This window comes from Mucilaginibacter sp. UR6-1, assembly GCF_020880975.1.
Classification (GTDB): Bacteria; Bacteroidota; Bacteroidia; order Sphingobacteriales; family Sphingobacteriaceae; genus Mucilaginibacter.
The window spans coordinates 1-21,811 of the sequence record NZ_JAJIWP010000001.1 but is presented as its reverse complement, the minus strand read 5'-3'; the positions used below and the strand labels follow the sequence as shown (position 1 = coordinate 21,811).

The window sequence follows — 21,811 nt, the reverse complement described above, 5'->3', positions numbered from 1 at the left end:
TATTTGCATGACAATACATAGCATACTACAACAATACTGGAAACATGATACCTTCCGGCCTTTTCAGGAGGATATTATCAATTCGGTAATGGCCGGTAACGATACGCTGGCGCTGCTGCCAACGGGTGGTGGCAAGTCGGTATGCTTCCAGGTGCCGGCCATGGCTATGGAAGGCATCTGCATTGTGGTATCGCCGCTTATAGCGCTGATGAAGGACCAGGTAGAGAACCTGAAAGCCAAAGGAATTGAGGCTGTGGCCATCGTATCAGGCATGGGTAAGCGGGAGATTGACATCGCGCTTGATAACTGTATTTACGGGCCGGTAAAATTTTTGTACCTCTCGCCGGAGCGCCTACTGTCTGAGCTGGTGCGCGAGCGGGTATCGTACATGAAGGTTAACCTGATCGCTATTGACGAGGCGCACTGTATATCGCAATGGGGTTATGATTTTCGGCCGCCGTACCTGCACATTGCCGACCTGCGGGAAATAAAACCTGACGTACCGGTGCTGGCCCTTACGGCCACCGCCACCGCTGATGTTAAGGAGGATATTAAGGAAAGATTATTGTTTAAACCCGGCTGCAAAGTATTTCAGCAAAGTTTTGAACGCGCTAACATAAGCTACGTGGTACAGCATACCGAGGATAAGCTGCGCAAACTGCTCAGCATTGCCAATGGTGTTAGCGGCAGCGGCATTGTGTATGTGCGCAGCCGTAAGGAAACCGTGGAGCTTACCCGCTTTTTTACCGACAACGGCGTATCCGCCGCCAACTACCATGCCGGTATGCCGATGGATCAGCGCGCGCTGCATCAGCAGGAATGGAAGGATAACCGCATACGTGTTATAGTGGCTACCAGCGCGTTCGGTATGGGTATAGATAAGCCAGACGTAAAATTCGTGGTACATAAGGATGCCCCCGAAAGCCTTGAAGCCTATTACCAGGAAGCCGGTCGCGCCGGTCGGGATGGGCAAAAAGCCTATGGTGTACTGCTATACAATAATAACGACCGTTATAAGCAAGAGCGCAAGTTTGAAACCAGCTTTCCTTCTGTTGATGAGATAAAGCTGGTTTACCATCAACTGGCCAATCAGTACCAGATAGCCTATAGCGCGGGCGCGGGCCTGAGCTTTGATTTTGACATAACCGCTTTTTGCAACCGCTTTAATCTCGATATATTTAAAACGCTTAACGCCCTTAAATTTTTGGAGCAGGATGAATACCTGTCATTTAACGAGAGTGTGTACCTGCCATCGAGGTATAGGTTTATTATTGACAATGCTGCATTATACGGCTTCCAGGTGGCTAATAACGGCTGGGACCTTTTTATTAAAACTTTACTGCGATCATACGGCGGCTCGTTCGATAATTACGTGCGCATTAAGGAGTTTGACATGGCGCGCCGTACCAACATGAGCGTACAGCAGGTTATTGAGGGTATGAAACAATTGCAGGATTATAAGATAATCAACTACCTGCAACAAACCGACCAGCCGCAGATCACCTACCTTAAACCCCGCCTGCAAGCCGCTGAGTTATATATTAACAAGGCTTATATTGAAGAGCGAAAAAAAATTTACCGCAACAAGGTAGAGGCCGTGTTAGCCTACGCTACCCACAAAAAATGCCGCAGCCAAATGCTGCTGGGTTATTTTGATGAGGATGATGCCCGCAAATGCGGTGTTTGTGATGTTTGCCTCGAAGAAAAACGCATACGCGATAGCGAGAACATTGGCGAGGTGCTTGCTGATGAGATATTGCAGTTGGTAAGCATTGAGCCATTAACGCTCCACACCCTTATCTCCTCATTAAAAAAAGGTAATGATAACCAAAAGATCGGTGCCCTGCGCGAGTTGCTTGATTCGGGGCGTATAAAGGGCGATGGGGAACGGTATTATGTATAAACAACAAAGCCTGCATGTGCAGGCTTTGTTGTTATCTTATCTGATACTGAAGCTTTACAGGCTTCTGTCGGTTTCGCCAACATATATCTGGCGCGGGCGGCCTATAGGCTCTTTGTTCTCTTTCATTTCCTTCCACTGGGCTATCCATCCCGGCAAACGGCCAAGGGCGAATAACACGGTAAACATATCCGTAGGGAAGCCTAATGCGCGGTAAATAATACCTGAATAAAAATCCACATTAGGGTAAAGCTTGCGCTCAACAAAGTATGGATCTTTTAAGGCTACTTCTTCCAGCTTTTTGGCTATTTCAAGCACCTCATCATTAATACCCAGTTTCTCTAACAGATCATCACATGCTTTTTTGATGATCCTGGCGCGAGGGTCAAAGTTTTTGTACACACGGTGACCAAAACCCATCAAACGGAAAGGATCATTTTTATCCTTTGCCTTGGCTATCCATTTATCGGTATCGCCACCATCCTGCTGTATTTTTTCCAGCATCTCAATAACGGCCTGGTTGGCACCACCATGCAGCGGGCCCCAAAGCGCAGATATACCGGCTGATATGGAAGCATATATATTTGAATCAGACGAGCCTACGATACGCACCGTTGATGTTGAGCAGTTTTGCTCGTGATCGGCATGCAAAATAAGCAGCTTGTTCATGGCGCTTACAATTACCGGGTCAATCTCCACCTGCTCGGTACGCTGGCCAAAGGTCATGTGCAGGTAGTTGGTAACGTAATCATATTTATTTTGAGGGTAGATATACGGGTGGCCTAATGATTTTTTGTATATCCATGATACCAGGGTTGACATTTTTGCCAGCATTTTAACAATGCTCAGGTTAACCTCCTCGGTAGTTTGGTTTGATTTTAATGATTCAGGATAAAAGGCCGACATGGCACATACCAGTGATGACAGTTGCCCCATCGGGTGTGAACGCTGCGGGAAGCCGTCAAAAAATTTCTTCATATCCTCGTGCACCAGCGTATGGCGGCTCAGCAGGTACTGAAAATCCTTTAATTGTTCGGCGGTTGGCAATTCGCCATATATCAATAAGTAAGCAACCTCTATAAAGGTTGATTTTTCGGCAAGTTCTTCAATTGAGTATCCGCGATATTTAAGTATACCTTTTTCCCCATCTAAAAAAGTAATGGCGCTTTTTGTGGCGCCAGTGTTTTTATACCCAATATCAAGTGTTACATATCCGCTTAGATCGCGAAGCTTCGAGATATCGATTGCCTTCTCTCCTTCAGAGCCCGTTATTACCGGTAGTTCGTGCGTTTTATCGCCTATAATTAGTTGTGCAATTTCTGACATAGAAAAAAATGTAAGTGCAGCAAATGTAAATAAATCTGTGTATTATTATCGGCTACAAAGGTTTTGTAATGTAATTTTTATGTTTTATTAACACATTACGCAAACCTTTGGTTTATATTATAAGTTTAATAATTTTCGACTATTAACTGACAGATGTCTCTCAACAGCAGGCTTGTATTATTGATACATAATGACAGGAGTATATACCGGCTTTTGTTATTGGCTTTATGCATAGCCAGCCCTGCTCTTTACTATCTGTGCCATCAAAACCCTGCCGATTCTCTGTACCTCAGGCTCTTCAGCAGCGCAACCTGTTTGGCAGCTATCAGCTTGTCATTCATTAAAAATAAATTTTATTTCAGATCGGGCTTATACCTAACCATTTTTGTACATCTTTTAATTAACAACTACTGGTTATTAAGCCATACCTATTTCAGCCCGCTCTACATATTCAGTTCGCTGATGATATTTACCGGCCTGGCATTTTTGTGCACCAAGCAATATGAGTTTGTATCTATCACCGCGTTAAACTTTATTTTTATAGTTGCAGCCTATCTTAACACCGCACAACCAGCTATCAGCGCGGCATCATTAGGTGGCCTGCTTGTAGCGTTTACCATAACCGGGTACATAATATTTATAGTACGGATGGTGTACCGGCTTAAATTTAAAAAAGCGGTTGATAACCTTACCAAAACCAACCACTCGCTGGTGCATAGCGAACAAAAACTGCGCGATAGCCGCAACCAGCTCCATTCGCTTATCAATTCCATTAACGATATTGTATTTGAGATTGATGAGAACCGCAAGACGTTAAATATTTGGTACAATGAGAAAAAGCAACTTCACTTTGATCCGAATATATTTTTTGATAACCGGATGGCCGACCTGGTGGATAAAGAAAAAAGCCGGCCATTATCAAACGCCATTGATTTTGTGATTAATAATCACGAAGCCACTTCTGTTGAGTTCCGATCAATTTTTGGGATAAATAAATGGTTTTCGGCCAAAATAAGTCCGGTGTATGACAGGCAGTCTAATTATACCGGCCGCATTTCTGTAGCGATAACTGACATTACCAGCCAAAAGGATTATGAACAGGCACTGCAAGCTAACCAGGAGCTCCTGCTTGAGGCACAAAGTATTGCTAAAATGGCCAACTGGTGGTATGATGATACAACGGCCGAGAATTACTGGTCGTTAAACGCTTATAATATATTAGAGGTAAGCACTGTACCTGAAGGATTTTCGCACCAGGAATATTACCTATCCCTTGTTCACCCTGATGACATTGCGGCAACTAATTACTTTTTACAGCATTTAGGTAAGGATGGATATAAAACATTTGAACACAAACTCATTACCGAAAAAGGCAACCTTAAATACATTAAAATAATTTGCGGTGAAACCATTAAATATGACGATGGAAGGTTAAAACGAATTTCGGGTGTTATACAGGATATTACGGAGATACGCCTGTCCGAAAAATCGGCCAAAATAAGCCGGGCCGAACTGATTGAGGCGCAAACCATAGCTAAGATAGGAAACTGGAAATTTGAGTTTGCAACCAGCACCTTTTCCTGGTCTGACGAGATTATTAACATATACAACATAAACCACAGGGAAAGAGCGTTAAAAAGCTTTATCCGACAGTTTTTCAAACACATACATCCGGACGACCGCCAGTTGCTGCACAAGCTGTTAAAAACACCATCGCTGGCCATTGGTCGTTCATTTGAATACCGAATAACAGTAAACGGCACCATTAAGCATTTGAGCTTAATTGTGGGCAAGGTTATGCGCCGCGATGGCACCCTGCGCAAAATTATAGGCACGCTTCAGGATATATCTGAACGTAAAAAAGCCGAACTTGAATCTGAACGTACCCGGAACAAATACCGACTGGTGCTTGAAGGGGTTAAACTGGCGGCTTTAACCGTAAACGACGCTGGCATTGTAACGTTTTGCAACAGCCACCTGGCCGGCATATTAGGTTACGATGCTGATGAAATTATAGGCCAAAACTGGGTGAACAACTTTGTGCCCGAACAATTCAGGCCAACGCTTAACGGCTGGCTTGAACATAACAATTATGAAACGCACTACATAAACCCGGTTATTTGCAGTGATGGCACCCTGGCAATTGTAAGCTGGCAAAATACCACAAGCTTTGATGAACATGGTAACCTGATTGAAATAACATCGATAGGTGAAGATATTACCAGCCGCCAAAAAGCCACGGAGGAATTAATCTCAGCCAAGGAGGATGCAGAGCGTTCGTCTAAATTCCAGTCGGATTTCCTGTCTACCATGAGCCACGAGATACGCACCCCGATGAACGCGGTTATCGGCATCACTAACCTGCTATTGGTTGAGGAGCCTAAGCCCGAGCAGATGGAATACCTGCATACCCTCAAATTCTCGGGCGATAACCTGCTGGCCATTATTAATGATATACTTGATTATAATAAAATAGAGGCAGGCAAATTTAACCTCATAAAACAGCCTGTAAATTTAAAGCAGCTTACCCAAAACATATGGCAATCATTTTTGCCGCGGGCAAGCCAGCAAGGTATTGAACTAAAGCTGATAACAGACAGCTTGCTGCCCGATCAGGTAATGGCAGACCCTGTACGCCTGAGCCAGATACTGAATAACCTGATAAGCAACAGTATTAAATTTACCCAGCAGGGCAGCGTAACCATCAAGGTTGATAAGAGTAATAATGAAACTGAGAATACGGCTAACATACATTTTTCGATAACGGACACCGGCATAGGTATAGCGCCGGAAAGCCTGCCCGATATATTTGACCCCTTTGTGCAGGATATGCACCACCAAAATACCTTTGGGGGTACCGGCCTTGGGCTTGCTATAACAAAACGGTTGGTAAACCTGCATAAAGGCAGTATTGATGTGATCAGCGCGCTCAATACAGGTACAAAATTCACTATTGAGATACCTTTTGAAGTAGTACCTGATAACTCTTTAGCTACGCAAAGCACACCCGCACAGGCACTCTCTCATGACCTGAGCGATGTACATATACTGGTGGTAGATGATAATAAGATGAACCTGCTTATCGCGTCGAAGTTTTTGCGCAAATGGCGCGCTAATGTTGATGAGGCCACTAATGGCGAAATAGCTGTTAAAATGACTGGAGAGAAAACTTACAGCATGATTATTATGGACCTGCAAATGCCGGTGATGGACGGGTTTGAGGCCACACGCTTAATCAAGCTAAATCATCCTGATGTGCCCGTTATCGCCCTTACGGCTGATGCCATGCCGGATACTTACAACAAGGCTTTTGATGCCGGCATGGATGATTACCTCACCAAACCCTTTTTACCCGAAACCCTTTTTGAAAAAGTAGCTAAACACCGTAAGCCACGTGTGTAAATATGGTGAGGAGTTTATTGCAACTCCTCTTTTACCTCACCGCACTCAAGCATGGCATCGCCGTAATACGGGTTTTTTATCTCTTTAGCTTCTGACAGCCAGTAGCCGCCCTTACCCTCATTGGCCATCGGGCAAAAAGCTACAAATGATGGTTTGCCGGTTTTAATACCCTTAGCCAGTGTGATCACATCCTTGCTCAGCGTTAAAAACGCTTTACGCTGTTCGTCAACCTTATCGGTAGCGGCAATTTCACCTGCCAGGGTTGCCGCTTCTGAGCAGCCTTTAACCTCAATAAGTTCCTGCTGCAGTTTAGCGGCGCTTTTTTTGCTCGCCGCACCATCTGACTTAACAAGATCATTTTTTAACGCGATGTATGAGGTTAACACTTCAGACACGTTGTTCTTATCCGGGTCTGTTGCTTTAGCCAAAGCGGCGGTATCGGCAAGGGTTGTATTTTCGGTACCTTCTGCCGATTGTTTTGAAGGTGTTTGGTTGCAGGCCGCGGCCATAAACATGGCGGCAACGGCGGCTGTAATAAAGTATCTTTTCATTTTGGGGATGAGTTTAACAGCCTTTCAGTTTGAACGTATGGCATCTACCGGGTTAAGCCTGGCCGCGCTAAGCGCCGGAACAATTCCGGAAATTATACCGATAGCTAATGATCCGAACACACCTATCATAATGTTTTTCGTTCCGATCACAATTTCAATATCAGCAGCTCCTTTTACAGCCAGCGATACCAGGTATACCAACATCAAACCAATAACCCCGCCCATAAGGCACAGTGTTATGGCTTCAATTAAAAACTGCAATAATATGAAATAGTTTTTAGCCCCCAATGATTTCTGTATACCGATGATATTGGTACGCTCCTTAACCGATACAAACATAATATTGGCTATACCAAAGCCACCCACCAGTATTGAAAAACCGCCGATAAACAAACCCGCGAGGTTGATTATACCAAACAACGAATCTAACTGGTTAGATAACAGGGTTGATTTATTAAGCGCGAAGTTATCTTCCTTACCGGGGCCAATACGGCGTATAGAGCGCATTACACCGCGCAACTCGCTTTCCACCTCCTCCTCGGCTATGCCGGTTTTGCCCTTTACCACAATTTGCGGCTGGTATTTTTCAGATTTAATATCTATCAGGTTGCGGCAAAAGTTGAGCGGCAGTAAAACCTCTTTATCTGCCGAAATACCCAGCATGTCATCTCCCTCCTTTTTAAACACGCCTATCACGGTAACATATCGCCCCATGATCTTGATCTGCTTGCCCATGGCATCACCCGCCGGGAAAAGGTGGCTGGCTATCTCGTACCCGATAACGGTAACCGGCGCACCCGAGCGCGATTCCATATCGGTAAAATAGCGGCCATCCTGGTACTCGTAATTATATACCTCGGCATGCTCGTGAGATACGGCATATAGTGTAGCGCCATCAACCGTATTGCTTTTGTATTTTACCTTCCGGCTGTCAATATATATCTCAAAAGATACTGCGGCAGCAGTTTGGCTGCGCTTTTTAAGCTCCTCATAATCGTGCATATTAGGCACAGGGCGTTGTATAAACTTCCACCACGGGTAATCGCTGCCGAATATCCATGGCCATTTTTGGATGTATATACTATTGTTACCCAGCTTGTTTACGCTGCTTTGCAGGTTATTGCGCAATGTGTCAACCGCCGAAAATACGGCGATGATGGTAAAGATACCTATAGTTACCCCCAATAAGGATAGCAGTGTGCGCAGTTTGTTTTGCGTAAGGGCATCATAAGCAAACAAAAAGCTCTCGCGAAACAGTTTTAAAAATAGCATAATGGCAGTTATTGGTTTTTAGACATACGCCCATCCATTTGGTTACAATAAATTTAAATTAATTTGTGCATATCGCTCACACAAAAGCACCTAATTATCTGTTAAACATTACTAATAAATTTTTTCGTACATTTGCGCCCTGAAAATCCAATAAGAATATAATATGAAATTATCTCAGTTTAAATTCAATTTACCCGAATCATTAGTAGCCCATACGCCGTCGGAAAAACGCGACGAGTCAAGGTTGATGGTGCTGCACCGCGAAACAGGCAAAATTGAACATAAGATATTCAAGGACGTATTGGATTATTTTGACGATCAGGATGTTATGATCCTGAACAACACCAAGGTATTCCCTGCCCGTTTATACGGAAATAAAGAAAAAACAGGCGCTACCATCGAAGTTTTCCTGCTGCGCGAATTGAATAAAGAGCTGCGTTTATGGGACGTTTTGGTTGATCCGGCACGTAAAATTCGCGTTGGTAACAAGCTTTACTTTGGCGATGACGACCTGCTGATAGCCGAGGTTGTTGATAACACCACCTCACGAGGCCGCACTATCCGCTTTTTATTTGATGGTACTGATGAGGAATTCCGCCGTAACGTAGAGATATTAGGTGAAACACCACTGCCTAAATACATAAAACGCAAAGCCACTGCCGAAGATAAAGAGCGCTACCAAACCATTTTCGCTAAAAACGAAGGTGCCGTAGCCGCCCCTACTGCCGGTTTACACTTTAGCCGCGAACTGATGAAACGCCTTGAACTTAAAGGTGTTGAATTTGCGGAGGTGACATTGCACGTTGGTTTAGGCACTTTTCGCCAGGTAGAGGTTGAAGATTTGACCAAGCACAAAATGGACTCGGAGCAATTTATCATCGAGCAAAAACAAGCTGATATTGTAAACCGTGGTATTGAGCGTAAAAAACGTGTTTGTGCCGTTGGTACCACCAGTATGCGTACCATTGAATCATCAGTATCGGCCAATAAAACGCTTAAAGCAGCTAACGACTGGACGAGCAAATTCATTTTCCCGCCGTACGAGTTCAGCATCGCTAATTCAATGATCACCAACTTCCATACACCGGAGTCGACCTTGTTGATGATGATATGCGCGTTTGGTGGCTATGAGCATGTAATGAACGCGTATGAAGTTGCCGTTAAAGAGAAATACCGCTTTTACAGCTACGGCGATGCCATGCTGATCATATAATATTTTTTAATTGACCGATAAAAAAGAGAGATGTGTACCATCTCTCTTTTTTTGTTTACACATATTTGCATGGGCTAAAGCCCGGTTTAAAATATGCAAGCAACAAATTACGCCATAATAGTAGCCGGAGGATCGGGCACACGTATGCAATCGGCTTTGCCGAAACAATTTTTACTGCTTAACGGCCGCCCGCTGATGTTTTACACATTGGAGGCTTTTAGCAACAGCGCCGCTAAACCCCGGCTTATAGTGGTGATGCACCCCGATTTTCATGCTTACTGGGCCGGCCTTTGCGAAAGGCATAAGTTTAACGTACCGCACAGCGTAGTAGCCGGAGGCAGCACACGCTTCCATTCGGTTAAAAATGGGTTTGATACGGTTGATGATGTAGATGCTTTGATTGCCGTGCACGATGCTGTCAGGCCTCTTACAAGCCCCGATGTGATAGACCACGCCTACCAGCATACCCAAAAGCATGGTAATGCCGTAGTGGCCGTTAAAAGCCGCGATTCCGTAAGGCGGGTTAAGAATGGTTTATCAACCGCTTTGGTACGCGATGAGATATACCTTGTACAAACACCCCAAACATTTACCTACCGGCAATTACAGGAGGCTTACCAACAGCCCTACAACGATAGTTTTACTGATGATGCCAGCGTGGTTGAAGCGGCAGGCTATACCATTAACCTGGTTGAAGGGAATGATACCAATATCAAGATCACCTACCCTGCTGATATTGCCATTGCCGAAATACTGTTAAGCAAAAAGCCATCCCCGTAAACAGGAATGGCTTTTATGTATGTGCTATAATCCTTTTTTAAGAATTTACGCTCGCCTGATAACGCCTAATAGTAAAGCGATGATCGCGATCACTAAAAGTACGTGGATCAAACTGCCCGCGTGGTTAAAAAAGAATCCGAATATCCAGCCTATTACCAGGATGACTGCGATAATGTACAATAAACCTCTCATGTTATTAAGTTTTAGTTGATAAATGTTTAAATAGTATTGTTAATATCTATCAAACTAAAATCATTCCAAAAAGTGTTGATTTTTTTAAAATAACTTTACAAAAGGTTTAAATACTGATCAGCAGCTTTTAATATTCGTCTTCGTTGAAAAAGAAATCGTCTTTTGTAGGGTAATCAGGCCAAATCTCTTCAATATTTTCATACGGTTCGCCATCATCCTCAAGTGCCTGTAAGTTCTCGATCACTTCAACCGGGGCGCCCGAGCGTATAGCGTAATCAATTAATTCATCTTTAGTAGCCGGCCATGGTGCATCTTCCAGATGCGAAGCAAGTTCAAGTGTCCAATACATATCTATATAGGTTTTTTAATGTTATTAACAATTTCGCAAAAGTATAATATTTTAAAATTGATTATCAATATTTTTTTTCACATTTTTTATTCTCTTGGTAACCATTGATTTTCAGGCACCTGTGCATCAAACCCAACCTTGCGCGCCAGGGTAAAAAGGTAGTCACTCAGCCTGTTCAGGTAAACCATTACCTTATCATCCACCCTGCTTTCATCTGCAAGGTGCACCACAACCCTCTCGGCACGGCGGCATACACAACGGGCCAGGTGGCAAAATGATACGGCATTACTACCACCGGGTAATATAAAATGTTTTAAGGGCGGCAATATTTCGTTCATGGCATCAATCTCAAGTTCAAGCTGCTCAATATCACCTTCATTAATATCGGGCAGTACCATTTTTGAACGTTCAGGGTCAGCGGCCAGCGAAGCACCGATGGTGAAAAGCCTGTCCTGCACGGTTTTAAGCACGTCCTGGTAGTGCGTATTAATAGCCTGATCACGTATGAGCCCTATATAGGAGTTAAGTTCATCAACGGTACCATAACTTTCAATGCGCAGGTGATGTTTGGGCACCCGTGTACCGCCAATTAATGATGTATAACCCTTATCGCCCGTTTTAGTATAAATTTTCATAACAATGGTGCAATTAAACAATTTACAAGCTGTTATTATTATCAATGTGAATAATTTGCCAAATGTTTACATTTAACCATCATGACACTACAAGCGCCGTTCAAACCATTTATACTGATCCCCCTGCTGCTTATTGCGCTCAGCTTTAGCTGTGGCAACCGATCTGCCGGTACTACAAAACTATCTGACGCAAAACAATCCGGCCTGTTAACCGAGCAGCAATTTAACGCGCTGTTTCCTAACCGGGATAGATTTTATACATACAAAGCTTTTATGCAGGCGATTGATGAGATGGCAGCCATTAAAATAAAGATCACCAGGCGCGCCTATCAAGCCCTGCAAATGGCACGTACCGATAAAAAGACCGGTAAAACCACCGTTACCAGGCAGGATGAGGGCTTCAATGAAGATTGGGCCCGCTCAAAGCCCGATAGTGTTTATTATATTGATTACGGCTTGTTTTGTAACGAAAAGGATGCCGCCATCAACAAACGTGAAGTGGCTGCCTTTTTCGCCCATATAGCCCATGAAACCCGCCATGGCATTAACGGCAAGTATAATGATGGCCTGATGCTGAAAACCGAGGCTGACACCACACTGCCTTACGTGGTGCCTAATGACGAGTACCCACCTGTAAAAGGCAAAAAATATTACGGCCGAGGGCCGTTACAACTAAGCTACAACGGCAACTATGGCTATGCCTCGCATTGCATATTCGGCAATAAGGAAACCCTGCTGAATAATCCCGAACTGATAGAACAGGATGCCGTAGTGGCGTTTAAAACGGCTATTTATTTTTGGATGACACCGCAATCGCCTAAACCATCAGCGCATGATGCCATATGCGGCAAATGGCAGCCTGCCACAACTGAAAAAGCTAAAGGCCGTGTACCAGGCTTTGGCAGTACTATCAATATTGTTAATGGTGCCGTAGAATGCGGTAAAGGCGACGGGCAAACCAATATGCAGGACCGTATAGGTTTTTACCGGCACTTTTTAAAACAACTTGGCGCTGCCGACAATAATTGCGCATGCTCATGCGGCAGTATGCAAGCCTACGCTTACTGACCATTTCCGCGTATGGTAATTGTTTTTTTGCGTGATACGTGGGCGCTAAAATATCCCAACGCTCCATTGCTGACATTGGTAGGTGGGTTACCTGGCGTTACACCACCGCCCGGCCCGTTCTGGCTTTGGTCGGCCAGGGTTACCCAGTATTTATATAACGGTTCATCGATGCTTTGCATTTCTACTTCTACCACATCACCATCGTTTATTTCTTCGTTATCATCATCGCTGCTGTAAAAAAGCTGATCTTTAACATCGTTACCGTTGGTTAGCCTGTCGTTATTGGCATATACACGGCGGGTTTGCGTGCCGTTAACCCACATAACAAACCGGTATTGATTAACCTCGTCTGCCGGGTCTTTATAGTGCACGGCCACCACCTTGCGGTCTTCACCGCCAAAGGTAATTTCGGTTACACTCAGCGAGTCGAGTTCTACCGGGCGTGGCATAGTTGATTGGGCGGTATAGTCATTCCCGTTAACCTTTACCCGCATGGTATACGTTATATTTGGCTGCCCTTTAAATGAGCTGATGTACACGCCGGGTATGCGCTCTACAAAATCATGCTCATTGCCCTGGCTATCAGTAACTACTACCTGCGCGCCTGTAACCGGCGGATAAGTATTATCTTCGGTATAGGATACCGAGCGCGAGAGTTTGATAGTTTGCATATCAGCATCATCAACCACAGTACCTTCAATTACCAGTTGGCTGGCCGATTCCTTTATATCTACATCGATCACCTTCTCGCATGATGTAAGGCCGATTGCAGCCAGCATCAATGTTCCTAAAAAATGTATGTATGTTATTTTCATAAATATTAAAAGCTAAAATTCCAGGTTACCGACGGGATGATACCAAACAAAGCTATCTGCACAGCCTCGGTACGGTTGGGATCATCCTTTTTATCACGGAACTGGATGGCATACGGGTTTTTGCGGTTAAGCGCGTTATATAAACTAAACGACCAGCTTGAGCGGAAACGTTTGGTTTCCTTAGCCTTTAGTGTGGCGCTCAGGTCAAGCCTTTCGGTATGGGGCATACGGTTGGCATTACGCTGGGTATAATAATAGGTAGTAAGGCCGCCAACATTATATTTTCCTGCCGGATAGGTTACCGCGTTGCCAGTGCTGTATATATAATTTGCTGATACCGACCAGCGTTTGCTCAGGTTATAAATACCTACCAGGGCCACATCGTGTGTACGGTCCTGCCGTGCCGGAAAGTAATTGCCATCATTAAGCCCGTCAAACTTACGCTCGGTTTTTGATAGCGTGTAGCTTATCCAGCCGGTTAACCTGCCTTTGGTTTTTTTGGTGTAGAGTTCTAAACCATAAGCACGGCCGCTGCCATATAACAACTCCGATTCTACATTGGCGTTAGCAATAAGTTGCGCGCCATTTTTATATTCTATCTGATTTTGCAGCCATTTATAGTATGTTTCAACAGAGAATTCAAAAGTATTATCCTTCGCATTTTTAAAGTACCCAATAGCCACCTGGTCGGCTATCTCTGGCTGTATGTTATTGCTGCTCATCACATACTGATCTGTTGGCGAACTTGTACTGGCATTGGTAAGTATGTGTATGTTTTGGGTATTGCGGTTATAGGCGGCTTTTACCGAATTCTCCTCGTTAAGGCTATAGCTTAATGATAAGCGCGGCTCAAGATTAAAGTATGTTTTTACAAATTCGCCACTGCCATATTTTGTGGCCGATGCTACATCGCCATCGGCATCATAAGTATTAAATGTGCCGGGGCCAAGCAGCGAGAAACTGCTCAGCCTTAAACCATATAACAGGTTGAATTTATCGGTCAGCTTCCAATCGTCAGACACGTAGGCGGCCATCTCCAACCCATACCTGTTCTCGATAGAAAGTGGGTTAAAACTGGAGTTCCCATCCGTAGTGATCTCTGAAGGTGCTATGCGATGGTGCGTACCCTGAAACCCAAAACGTATGGTATGCTTATCGCTAAAATATTGCAGGTCCTCCTTCAGGTTAAAATCGCGAATGAGTGAAGTAACGTTGGCGTTGTTATCATCATCCAATAAACTGATGCTGTAGTTGTACTTATTGAATATAAAGCTGGTATTTGAAAATAACCGACTGTTAAACACATGGTTTAAACGTATGGTAGCGGTAGTATTGCCCCACTGGTTGGCAAACAGATCCTTTATGCCGATGTTATCGCGCCCGAAATAGCCTGAAACGTAGAGGGTATTCTTGTCATCAAATTTATAATTGGCTTTGGCATTGATGTCATAAAAATTGAGGGTGTTGCCTTTCACCGATGAATCCGGCGAGGCTTGCAGCAGCAGGTCAATATAAGTACGGCGCGCGCTGATCATGAACGAGCCACGATCTTTAACAATTGGCCCTTCGGCTTTAAGGCGTGAGGCGATAAGCCCGATACCGCCCTGCATACCAAACTCCTTGTTATTACCGTCCTGCATTACTACATCCAGTACCGACGATAGCCTGCCGCCGTATTGTGATGGCATACCGCCTTTGTACAGGCTTACATCTTTAATAGCATCAGCATTAAAAGTACTGAAGAAACCCAGCAAGTGCGATGAGTTATATACGGTAGCCTCATCCAGTAAAATCAAATTCTGATCGGCAGCGCCGCCACGTACAAAAAAGCCCGTGGTACCCTCCCCGCCTGATTTTACGCCGGGCAGCAGTTGGATGGTTTTCAATACATCTTTCTCACCAAATATCACCGGGATATTGTCAAGATCCTTCATATTGAGCTTATCCAAACCCATCTGCGGGCTGCGCACGTTCTCGTTCTTACGGTCAGTAGCGCGAACTACAACCTCGGCAAGTTCCGAACCGCTTTTCAGGTCGATATTCAGCTTGGTATCGGCAGTAAGGTTAACTGTTTGGGTAACCTGCTGATAGCCTGTGTAGGTGATGGTAAACGTATATTCGCCTGCCGTGTTGGTAAGCGAATAAAAACCGTAGGAATTTGTAGCCGCTGCCGATTGTGCTGATGCGTTTTGAATGCGGACGGTAGCGCCTATCAGCGTTTCGCCGGTTTGAGCATCGCGCACAGTGCCGCTAACCGTATAACGCTTTTGCGCCGATACAGGAAGTGCGAACAGTAAGCTAATGATTAATGTAAGGTAGTAAAAGTGTCGTTTTTGCATGAACGGCAGTAAGGTAAAGTTGATGTATGTTGTACGTATAACGCAAGTATGCGGAGTTTTTTGATACAACAGTCAACTTTTTGTTACAAAAAAATTGCAATCAACTTACCGGCAGCCAAATTTAACCTACACTTTACTTTGTAACAACACTATTCGGCTACCGGCTGCCAAAGCTCTATCTTATTGCCTTCCGGATCATATATCCAGGCGAATTTACCGTATTCATCGTCCTGCTTTTTTTCGTCGATACGTACACCTTTTTCTGCTAACTGCGCCAGCAAAGCATCCAGATCGGTAACCCTGAAGTTGATCATAAATTGCTGCGCGGGGCTGCCAAAATAAGTTGTATCCTGCTTAAAGGGCATAAAAACGGTTGAGCCTGCTTGTTGCTGCCAGGTTTCGCCGCTTTGCAGGGAGTTAATACCCAAATGCTCTTCGTACCATTTGCCAAGCGTACCTGCATCCTTAGCCCTGAAGAAGAAACCGCCAAAACCTGTTACTAATTTTTCCATAGTGGTGTTATAGATTTTTGTATGTGCTAAAGCTATTGGTTTATTGCATCACAAACAAGGGGGTATAAACAACATTATAACAGGGCAAAACGGACAATAATTACTTTTTAAACCAAACCTCTTCGGGCGCGGCATCAAAATTTTGCATAGCATCCATCAAATCCCTAACATCGCCTGATGATAATATCATGTTACGGTTAGCCGGTTTCATGAATTTTTGCTCAACCATCAGGTCGAGCTGCTTTAAAAGCATATCGTAAAAACCATTAATATTTAATATCGCTACCGGGCTTTTATGCAAGCCAAGCTGCAACCATGTAATCGCCTCAAATAATTCATCGAGCGTACCCATGCCGCCCGGTAACGCGATGATGCCATCGCTAAGTTCAATCATGCGTTGCTTACGCTCGTGCATGGTTTGTACTACATGCAGCTCGGTAAGGCCTGTGTGGGCCACCTCCTTATCTGCCAAAAACTGCGGTATAATACCTATGGCCTTGCCTCCCTTAGTCAGCACCGCATCGGCAATTAAACCCATCACCCCTACACGACCGCCACCAAAAATCAGCGTAATATCATGATCAACAAAATATTGGGCAAGGCTTTCAATAGCATTTAACAGATTAGTATCGCCATTAAAATTGGCTCCGCAATACACACAAACAGCTTTCATTTTTATAACAAATATTTGCAGCGAAGATAGCTATTAACGCTTTGCCAGTTTAAACAGAATGTTACTTTACCGCATAACAGATTTTTGTACTTTTGCGGATGCCAAAAATTTCGCAAAAAGGGCTGCGTATGCCCGCCTCGCCTATTCGTAAACTAACCCCCTTTGCCGATAAGGCAAAACAGGAGGGTAAAAAAGTATATCACCTTAACATTGGCCAGCCCGATATTGAAACCCCGGCCGGGATGCTTGACGCTGTTAAGAACATTGATTTTAACATTTGGGCCTACACAGCATCTGAAGGCACTTTAAGCTACCGTAAAAAGCTGGCTGAATACTATAATAAATTAGGTTATGGCATCGGCACACAGGATATTATTGTAACCACCGGCGGATCTGAAGCGATTACCATTGCCATGATGACCTGCCTTGACGCGGGCGACGAAGTGATCATCCCCGAACCTTTTTATGCCAACTACAACGGCTTTGCCAGCCAGGGCGATGTTGTGGTTAAACCCATCTTATCATACATTGAAAATGATTTTGCCCTGCCGCCTATCAGTGAGTTTGAGAAACTGATTACGGATAAAACCAAAGCCATCATCATCTGTAACCCCAATAATCCAACAGGTTACCTGTACACAGGTGAAGAACTTGAAGCATTAAAAACACTTTGCTTAAAGTACGATCTGTATTTATTGTGCGATGAGGCTTATCGTGAGTTTTGTTATGACGGCCGTGAGTTTATATCACCCATGCACCTGGAGGGTTTAGAAAACAATGTGATCGTACTGGATACGGTGAGCAAGCGTTACAGCGCCTGCGGTGCACGTTTAGGCTGCATCATCACCAAAAATAAAGACGTTTGGACAACGGCCTTAAAATTCGCCCAGGCACGTTTAAGCCCCGGCATGGTAGAACAAATTGCCGGTGAAGCAGCGGTAGATACGCCTGACAGTTATTTTGAGATGGTGAATGCCGAATACAAATCGCGCCGCGACACCCTGGTAAATGCACTTAACAGCATGGAAGGTGTTTACTGCCCCACCCCCGGCGGTGCGTTTTACATAGTTGCCCGCCTGCCGATAGACAATGCCGACAAGTTTTGCCAATGGCTGCTTGAAAGCTTTGAATACAACAACCAAACCGTGATGCTGGCCCCGGCCACGGGTTTTTACAGTACCCCGGGTACCGGACTTAACGAAGTACGCTTAGCCTATGTGCTAAACAATGATGACCTGAAACAGGCCATGGTTTGTTTGAAGCAGGCGTTGAAGGTTTATCCGGGTAGAACTAATTAAATCACTTTGCGGTTGGCAGTATGCAGTTAAGCACTAAAACAATATCTGCAAACTGAATACTGCCAACTGCAAATTTTAACAAACTGCGGCATATAAATTGTGTATATTTGCAAGCTACTACTGCATATGGCAATGGTAACTTCAATTAAAAATGGGGTCGACCGGAATTGACAGGATGGAGATAAGTAGGTAAGCATGCAGCGCGTTGGGTGAATTAGCGCTTTAATCTGAACGCTCAAACTTACAAATGGCGAAAATAACTACGCCTTAGCTGCCTAATTTAGAATTAGCATAGCTTTTGTCCCGCCGGTTTTCCGTTCTGTTGAATCGGCAATCGGGGCATCGAAAAACGGAACTGGCCAGCTTAGGGTGTGATAAGCAGGCGAGATAAAGCACCTACGGAAGACGGTACAGGTAAGCAACTGACCTTCCCCTTCCCGACAATTTAACAGAAGCTAAGCATGTAGAAAGCTTACCTTATACCATGTTTGGACGAGGGTTCGAATCCCTCCGGCTCCACTGAAAGAAAACCGAACCTAAAGTTCGGTTTTTTTATGCTATTAGAATTATTTTAATTCGTTGATTATAAGATATTTATAAATAAACAGTAGTACTCGAGGGTTCGAATCCATCTTTTCTAAAATTACACTTATTTTCATCTGTAAACAGAGCTAAACTTTTGATAATTAGCGGATTTAATAGTTTTTGGTTTACAGGCATTCACAAATCTTTCAAAAGTGCTCAAATTTTTTGTGGCAGAATAGTGGCAGTTTTGTAATAGCAAAAAACTGACACAAATTCATCAGATGTAACGTGTTAAACTTGCGTAATTTAAAACAGTTACAAAAAGATCGGCTGGTTTCGCTGCCAAACCTAACGCTAATACTTACTATTAATCATCGTTTGAAGTCCAAAGCTTCCCTTCTTTCCGACTTAATCGCCATCTTTTATATTCATCATTTTCATAAATTAATGTATATAGTTTGATTGGAGTATCTTTGATTAACGTTTCAATTGCAGGAATGTAATGGCGTGGAAAACCAAGTCCGAGATGAATTGCTTTTAAAGAGGCACCATATGGTAAATAAAAGTTTTCTTTATGATTAAGAAATAGTAAACTACCTATGTAGCCAAATTAGCAAACCAAGTCGCGCAGGTTTGCTAACCCTACCGCCACCGGCGGTAGGGCAAGTAAATTGTTGTGACACAAAAACAACTTGCACCATAAACCACAACCACATTAACAGATATACGTATATTTTATACATCTATACTGTATCAATCCGATTCAATTTCTCCTTTTTCAACTTTTCGATTGAAATCTGCCTCTAATAGTATGTTTACATCCGGTAGATCTTTTTTTATTTTTATTATCTCTGCCGGTGTGAATAAACTGCTATGAGCAATATATTTTAAAGTTTTCAAGTTGCCAAATTCATTTATTATTTCACCTCGATTCTCTAATGCAATATCGCTTAATATCAAATATTTCAAAGGAAGACTCTTTATCACATTTAGATTTTTTAATTTAATATGATCTAATGTTAAGTATTCTACTTTATGGAAATAGGCTAGCCAAGGTTCAATAAATTGTAATTCGTTGATTTGATTACCCAGAAATGAGGACTTCAACAATACCCTTTTTATTTGAAACAGGTTATTTGAAATTCCAGGTGGAAGACTTGATATCTCAAACTTTGTACTTGCAAATAAGGCATATGGCTCATTATTCAGGCCAACTAATATGATATCCTTGTTAGAGAACAGCATTTGAGTTTTTTTATTCAAGTCTTTAGAAAAAATATCAATAGCAGAATTGCCATTTTCTACATATCCATTATTGTTTGTCATATTCTTTTCTCTTTTATCTACAAAGCTTTTTTGATTACATGCCGAAAGTATTAGCATAAAAACGATTAGTGGTTGCATTTTATTCATAATTAATGTCCCCTCGAAGTTTATAATTTACTATATCTTCACTTGTAAATAATGCCTGAAAAACACTGGCGCCACTGCCTTCAGGTACGCTAACACCAGCTACTGACAATGCTTTAACCCGCTTCTTCAAATAATAAAATGGCACGTAGGAGAGTTCTGGATATATATTTTTTACTATATCTCGAACCAGTGGAAGTGAATCTTTATAATCGTCAATTGGCGAGACACTCAATATTGGTTGAGTTTCCATAACTACATTATCATAAGTATCATAAATTCGTATTGTATCTAAGCCAAATACAGTGTAAAAAGGACTTAACACACTAATATGCAGGCGTATTTCTTTTTGATATAATATATTACCTATTTTACTCTGATATAAAATCAATGAACAGCTGTATGACGGCTCTATTGATTCTGTTTCATCCCTCACACAAATAAAAGAAGAGAATGAAGTCTTTAAATCTGATAGTAATTTTACCCATTGGTTTGATTTAACAGAATTAAGTTTTTCATAACACAGTTCTTGCAATAATTTATATCCAATATATTCCTGATAAATGGGCTCTAACTCATTTATACCTAATGGGTAATATTTAATAATACATTCGTAAATATCGATATACTTCATTTCAATACGTTCTAATTGGAAGATATTTTATTGTTGTTTCCGGAATAGTTCCCCTGAAAGGCGAAATAGTTACCACTGGTTTTCCACCAAAAAAATCCTTCAGATATGATCGGAACTGAGAAACAAATACTTGATTTGCTTTTAACGGATCTGTATCAAAAAATCCCTCAATGTTATCTCGCCGCACCACATCTCTAGCTAAATCCCATGCCCGCGCAATGGCTCGTTGCGATTGTTCTAACCCTCTATTTCTAACTTGCACATAAAGGCTTGGTAAGGAAACGGCTGCTTCATGCGATGTTAATCTTAATGGGTATATAGACACATCAATAGATTCATAAACTGTATATGGATTAGTAATATTGGTAACAAATGCATCCCCGACCTTGCCAAGATTAAAAGATGAAGGATCGGCATACCCTAACTTTCCTGGCCCAATTCCCCCCTGATAAGCAGCATTTACCTTTATAGTATGTTCGGTAACACCCACGGCATTACCATCAATGTAAGTAGTGTTATAACGATAAGTTGTTTGACCGTTATTAGTACCTACCTTTAAATCACTAAAATCTAAATTAAGTGTTTCTCCTTGCCAGTTACTATATTTATCTAAGAACTGTCCCCAAAATTCCGAATAATCACCTGATTTAGCAAACGGATCATAATCTTCTTTAATGAAAGCACCTTCAACACCACTCCAATACATTTCCCTTGAAATACGTCCAGTACTACGAAAAATCCCGAGGATTTGAAGCGGTTCAGGCATTTCAACAGGGTAGGCACTCGAAATATGCTTATCCCCCAAGGGATCATTGAACATGATAGGGTTATTAGCTGAATACTGGTACATCGTCATGGATTCAGTAGCCTCGGCCATAGGGTCAACAGCGATAAACCGGCCTAACGCAGCATCATAG

19 protein-coding genes and 1 other RNA gene are annotated in these 21,811 nt (G+C 43.0%); 7 read left to right on the top strand and 13 right to left on the bottom strand.

Annotated features, from left to right (window positions below; translation table 11 throughout):
* Positions 1-7 precede the first annotated feature (7 nt).
* Positions 8-1,903, top strand: a complete 1,896-nt coding sequence (locus tag LJ707_RS00100) for an ATP-dependent DNA helicase RecQ (protein ID WP_228948685.1) — start codon at positions 8-10, stop codon at positions 1,901-1,903.
* A 54-nt stretch (positions 1,904-1,957) separates the two neighbouring features.
* On the opposite strand, the gene LJ707_RS00095 is transcribed toward LJ707_RS00100, so the two are convergent.
* On the bottom strand, positions 1,958-3,226 hold the full coding sequence (locus LJ707_RS00095; RefSeq protein ID WP_228948684.1) for a citrate synthase: 1,269 nt from the start codon (positions 3,224-3,226) through the stop codon (positions 1,958-1,960).
* A 153-nt stretch (positions 3,227-3,379) separates the two neighbouring features.
* Here LJ707_RS00095 and LJ707_RS00090 point away from each other — a divergent pair, with 153 nt between their 5' ends.
* Positions 3,380-6,628 (top strand): PAS domain-containing sensor histidine kinase, encoded by a 3,249-nt coding sequence (locus LJ707_RS00090; RefSeq protein WP_228948683.1) that lies wholly within the window; start codon positions 3,380-3,382, stop codon positions 6,626-6,628.
* 14 nt (positions 6,629-6,642) lie between these two features.
* Here LJ707_RS00090 and LJ707_RS00085 read toward each other — a convergent pair whose 3' ends face one another.
* A complete protein-coding gene (locus LJ707_RS00085; protein WP_228948682.1) occupies positions 6,643-7,179 on the bottom strand; it encodes a DUF3347 domain-containing protein in 537 nt (178 codons plus the stop codon).
* A 24-nt stretch (positions 7,180-7,203) separates the two neighbouring features.
* A complete protein-coding gene (locus LJ707_RS00080; protein ID WP_228948681.1) occupies positions 7,204-8,451 on the bottom strand; it encodes an ABC transporter permease in 1,248 nt (415 codons plus the stop codon).
* Between the two features lie 163 nt (positions 8,452-8,614).
* Here LJ707_RS00080 and queA point away from each other — a divergent pair, with 163 nt between their 5' ends.
* The gene (gene queA, locus LJ707_RS00075; RefSeq protein WP_228948680.1) at positions 8,615-9,664 is read left to right on the top strand and encodes a tRNA preQ1(34) S-adenosylmethionine ribosyltransferase-isomerase QueA; all 1,050 of its coding nucleotides are present in this window, start codon (positions 8,615-8,617) and stop codon (positions 9,662-9,664) included.
* A 93-nt stretch (positions 9,665-9,757) separates the two neighbouring features.
* Positions 9,758-10,444, top strand: a complete 687-nt coding sequence (locus LJ707_RS00070; protein WP_228948679.1) for a 2-C-methyl-D-erythritol 4-phosphate cytidylyltransferase — start codon at positions 9,758-9,760, stop codon at positions 10,442-10,444.
* A gap of 45 nt (positions 10,445-10,489) precedes the next feature.
* Here the strand turns inward: LJ707_RS00070 and LJ707_RS00065 are convergent, their stop codons facing one another.
* The 3 genes from LJ707_RS00065 to LJ707_RS00055 all read right to left on the bottom strand — a co-directional run bounded on the left by LJ707_RS00065 (position 10,490) and on the right by LJ707_RS00055 (position 11,620).
* Positions 10,490-10,636 (bottom strand): lmo0937 family membrane protein, encoded by a 147-nt coding sequence (locus LJ707_RS00065; RefSeq protein WP_228948678.1) that lies wholly within the window; start codon positions 10,634-10,636, stop codon positions 10,490-10,492.
* A gap of 127 nt (positions 10,637-10,763) precedes the next feature.
* On the bottom strand, positions 10,764-10,985 hold the full coding sequence (locus tag LJ707_RS00060; protein WP_002996718.1) for a DUF2795 domain-containing protein: 222 nt from the start codon (positions 10,983-10,985) through the stop codon (positions 10,764-10,766).
* A gap of 86 nt (positions 10,986-11,071) precedes the next feature.
* Positions 11,072-11,620, bottom strand: coding sequence for a cob(I)yrinic acid a,c-diamide adenosyltransferase (locus tag LJ707_RS00055; RefSeq protein WP_228948677.1), 549 nt, complete (start codon positions 11,618-11,620; stop codon positions 11,072-11,074).
* 81 nt (positions 11,621-11,701) lie between these two features.
* Here LJ707_RS00055 and LJ707_RS00050 point away from each other — a divergent pair, with 81 nt between their 5' ends.
* On the top strand, positions 11,702-12,688 hold the full coding sequence (locus tag LJ707_RS00050; protein WP_228948676.1) for a chitinase: 987 nt from the start codon (positions 11,702-11,704) through the stop codon (positions 12,686-12,688).
* Here the strand turns inward: LJ707_RS00050 and LJ707_RS00045 are convergent.
* From LJ707_RS00045 to LJ707_RS00030, 4 genes are all read right to left on the bottom strand, one after another.
* Positions 12,682-13,503 carry a DUF4249 domain-containing protein gene (locus LJ707_RS00045; RefSeq protein ID WP_228948675.1) on the bottom strand — a complete coding sequence of 274 codons (822 nt, stop codon included), beginning with the start codon at positions 13,501-13,503 and terminating at the stop codon, positions 12,682-12,684. The genes LJ707_RS00050 and LJ707_RS00045 overlap by 7 nt on opposite strands.
* A 5-nt stretch (positions 13,504-13,508) precedes the next feature.
* A complete protein-coding gene (locus LJ707_RS00040) occupies positions 13,509-15,842 on the bottom strand; it encodes a TonB-dependent receptor domain-containing protein (protein ID WP_228948674.1) in 2,334 nt (777 codons plus the stop codon).
* A 149-nt stretch (positions 15,843-15,991) separates the two neighbouring features.
* On the bottom strand, positions 15,992-16,354 hold the full coding sequence (locus tag LJ707_RS00035; RefSeq protein WP_228948673.1) for a VOC family protein: 363 nt from the start codon (positions 16,352-16,354) through the stop codon (positions 15,992-15,994).
* Between the two features lie 100 nt (positions 16,355-16,454).
* Positions 16,455-17,027, bottom strand: a complete 573-nt coding sequence (locus LJ707_RS00030; RefSeq protein WP_228948672.1) for a TIGR00730 family Rossman fold protein — start codon at positions 17,025-17,027, stop codon at positions 16,455-16,457.
* A gap of 98 nt (positions 17,028-17,125) precedes the next feature.
* On the opposite strand from LJ707_RS00030, the gene LJ707_RS00025 reads away from it, so the two are divergent.
* Both LJ707_RS00025 and ssrA read left to right on the top strand, forming a co-directional pair.
* Positions 17,126-18,325: a pyridoxal phosphate-dependent aminotransferase gene (locus LJ707_RS00025; protein WP_228948671.1), complete on the top strand. Its 1,200-nt coding sequence runs from the start codon at positions 17,126-17,128 to the stop codon at positions 18,323-18,325.
* Positions 18,326-18,478: 153 nt separating this feature from the next.
* Positions 18,479-18,847: a transfer-messenger RNA gene (ssrA, locus tag LJ707_RS00020) on the top strand.
* Positions 18,848-19,603: 756 nt separating this feature from the next.
* Here ssrA and LJ707_RS00015 read toward each other — a convergent pair.
* The 3 genes from LJ707_RS00015 to LJ707_RS00005 all read right to left on the bottom strand — a co-directional run.
* Complete coding sequence (locus LJ707_RS00015) at positions 19,604-20,263, bottom strand: hypothetical protein (protein WP_228948670.1); 660 nt, start codon at positions 20,261-20,263, stop codon at positions 19,604-19,606.
* On the bottom strand, positions 20,256-20,894 hold the full coding sequence (locus tag LJ707_RS00010; protein WP_228948669.1) for a hypothetical protein: 639 nt from the start codon (positions 20,892-20,894) through the stop codon (positions 20,256-20,258). The genes LJ707_RS00015 and LJ707_RS00010 overlap by 8 nt, the downstream gene beginning before the upstream one ends.
* Position 20,895: 1 nt before the next feature.
* On the bottom strand, positions 20,896-21,811 hold a 916-nt coding region (locus LJ707_RS00005), incomplete at its 5' end, for an RHS repeat-associated core domain-containing protein (RefSeq protein ID WP_304610893.1).

What these genes read in the sequence shown, in the direction of transcription:
- LJ707_RS00100 (WP_228948685.1), top strand. Translation starts at nt 8, where the DNA reads ATGACAATACATAGCATACTACAACAATACTGGAAACATGATACCTTC.
- LJ707_RS00095 (WP_228948684.1), bottom strand. Translation starts at nt 3,226, where the DNA reads ATGTCAGAAATTGCACAACTAATTATAGGCGATAAAACGCACGAACTA.
- LJ707_RS00090 (WP_228948683.1), top strand. Translation starts at nt 3,380, where the DNA reads ATGTCTCTCAACAGCAGGCTTGTATTATTGATACATAATGACAGGAGT.
- LJ707_RS00085 (WP_228948682.1), bottom strand. Translation starts at nt 7,179, where the DNA reads ATGAAAAGATACTTTATTACAGCCGCCGTTGCCGCCATGTTTATGGCC.
- LJ707_RS00080 (WP_228948681.1), bottom strand. Translation starts at nt 8,451, where the DNA reads ATGCTATTTTTAAAACTGTTTCGCGAGAGCTTTTTGTTTGCTTATGAT.
- queA (WP_228948680.1), top strand. Translation starts at nt 8,615, where the DNA reads ATGAAATTATCTCAGTTTAAATTCAATTTACCCGAATCATTAGTAGCC.
- LJ707_RS00070 (WP_228948679.1), top strand. Translation starts at nt 9,758, where the DNA reads ATGCAAGCAACAAATTACGCCATAATAGTAGCCGGAGGATCGGGCACA.
- LJ707_RS00065 (WP_228948678.1), bottom strand. Translation starts at nt 10,636, where the DNA reads ATGAGAGGTTTATTGTACATTATCGCAGTCATCCTGGTAATAGGCTGG.
- LJ707_RS00060 (WP_002996718.1), bottom strand. Translation starts at nt 10,985, where the DNA reads ATGTATTGGACACTTGAACTTGCTTCGCATCTGGAAGATGCACCATGG.
- LJ707_RS00055 (WP_228948677.1), bottom strand. Translation starts at nt 11,620, where the DNA reads ATGAAAATTTATACTAAAACGGGCGATAAGGGTTATACATCATTAATT.
- LJ707_RS00050 (WP_228948676.1), top strand. Translation starts at nt 11,702, where the DNA reads ATGACACTACAAGCGCCGTTCAAACCATTTATACTGATCCCCCTGCTG.
- LJ707_RS00045 (WP_228948675.1), bottom strand. Translation starts at nt 13,503, where the DNA reads ATGAAAATAACATACATACATTTTTTAGGAACATTGATGCTGGCTGCA.
- LJ707_RS00040 (WP_228948674.1), bottom strand. Translation starts at nt 15,842, where the DNA reads ATGCAAAAACGACACTTTTACTACCTTACATTAATCATTAGCTTACTG.
- LJ707_RS00035 (WP_228948673.1), bottom strand. Translation starts at nt 16,354, where the DNA reads ATGGAAAAATTAGTAACAGGTTTTGGCGGTTTCTTCTTCAGGGCTAAG.
- LJ707_RS00030 (WP_228948672.1), bottom strand. Translation starts at nt 17,027, where the DNA reads ATGAAAGCTGTTTGTGTGTATTGCGGAGCCAATTTTAATGGCGATACT.
- LJ707_RS00025 (WP_228948671.1), top strand. Translation starts at nt 17,126, where the DNA reads ATGCCAAAAATTTCGCAAAAAGGGCTGCGTATGCCCGCCTCGCCTATT.
- LJ707_RS00015 (WP_228948670.1), bottom strand. Translation starts at nt 20,263, where the DNA reads ATGAATAAAATGCAACCACTAATCGTTTTTATGCTAATACTTTCGGCA.
- LJ707_RS00010 (WP_228948669.1), bottom strand. Translation starts at nt 20,894, where the DNA reads ATGAAGTATATCGATATTTACGAATGTATTATTAAATATTACCCATTA.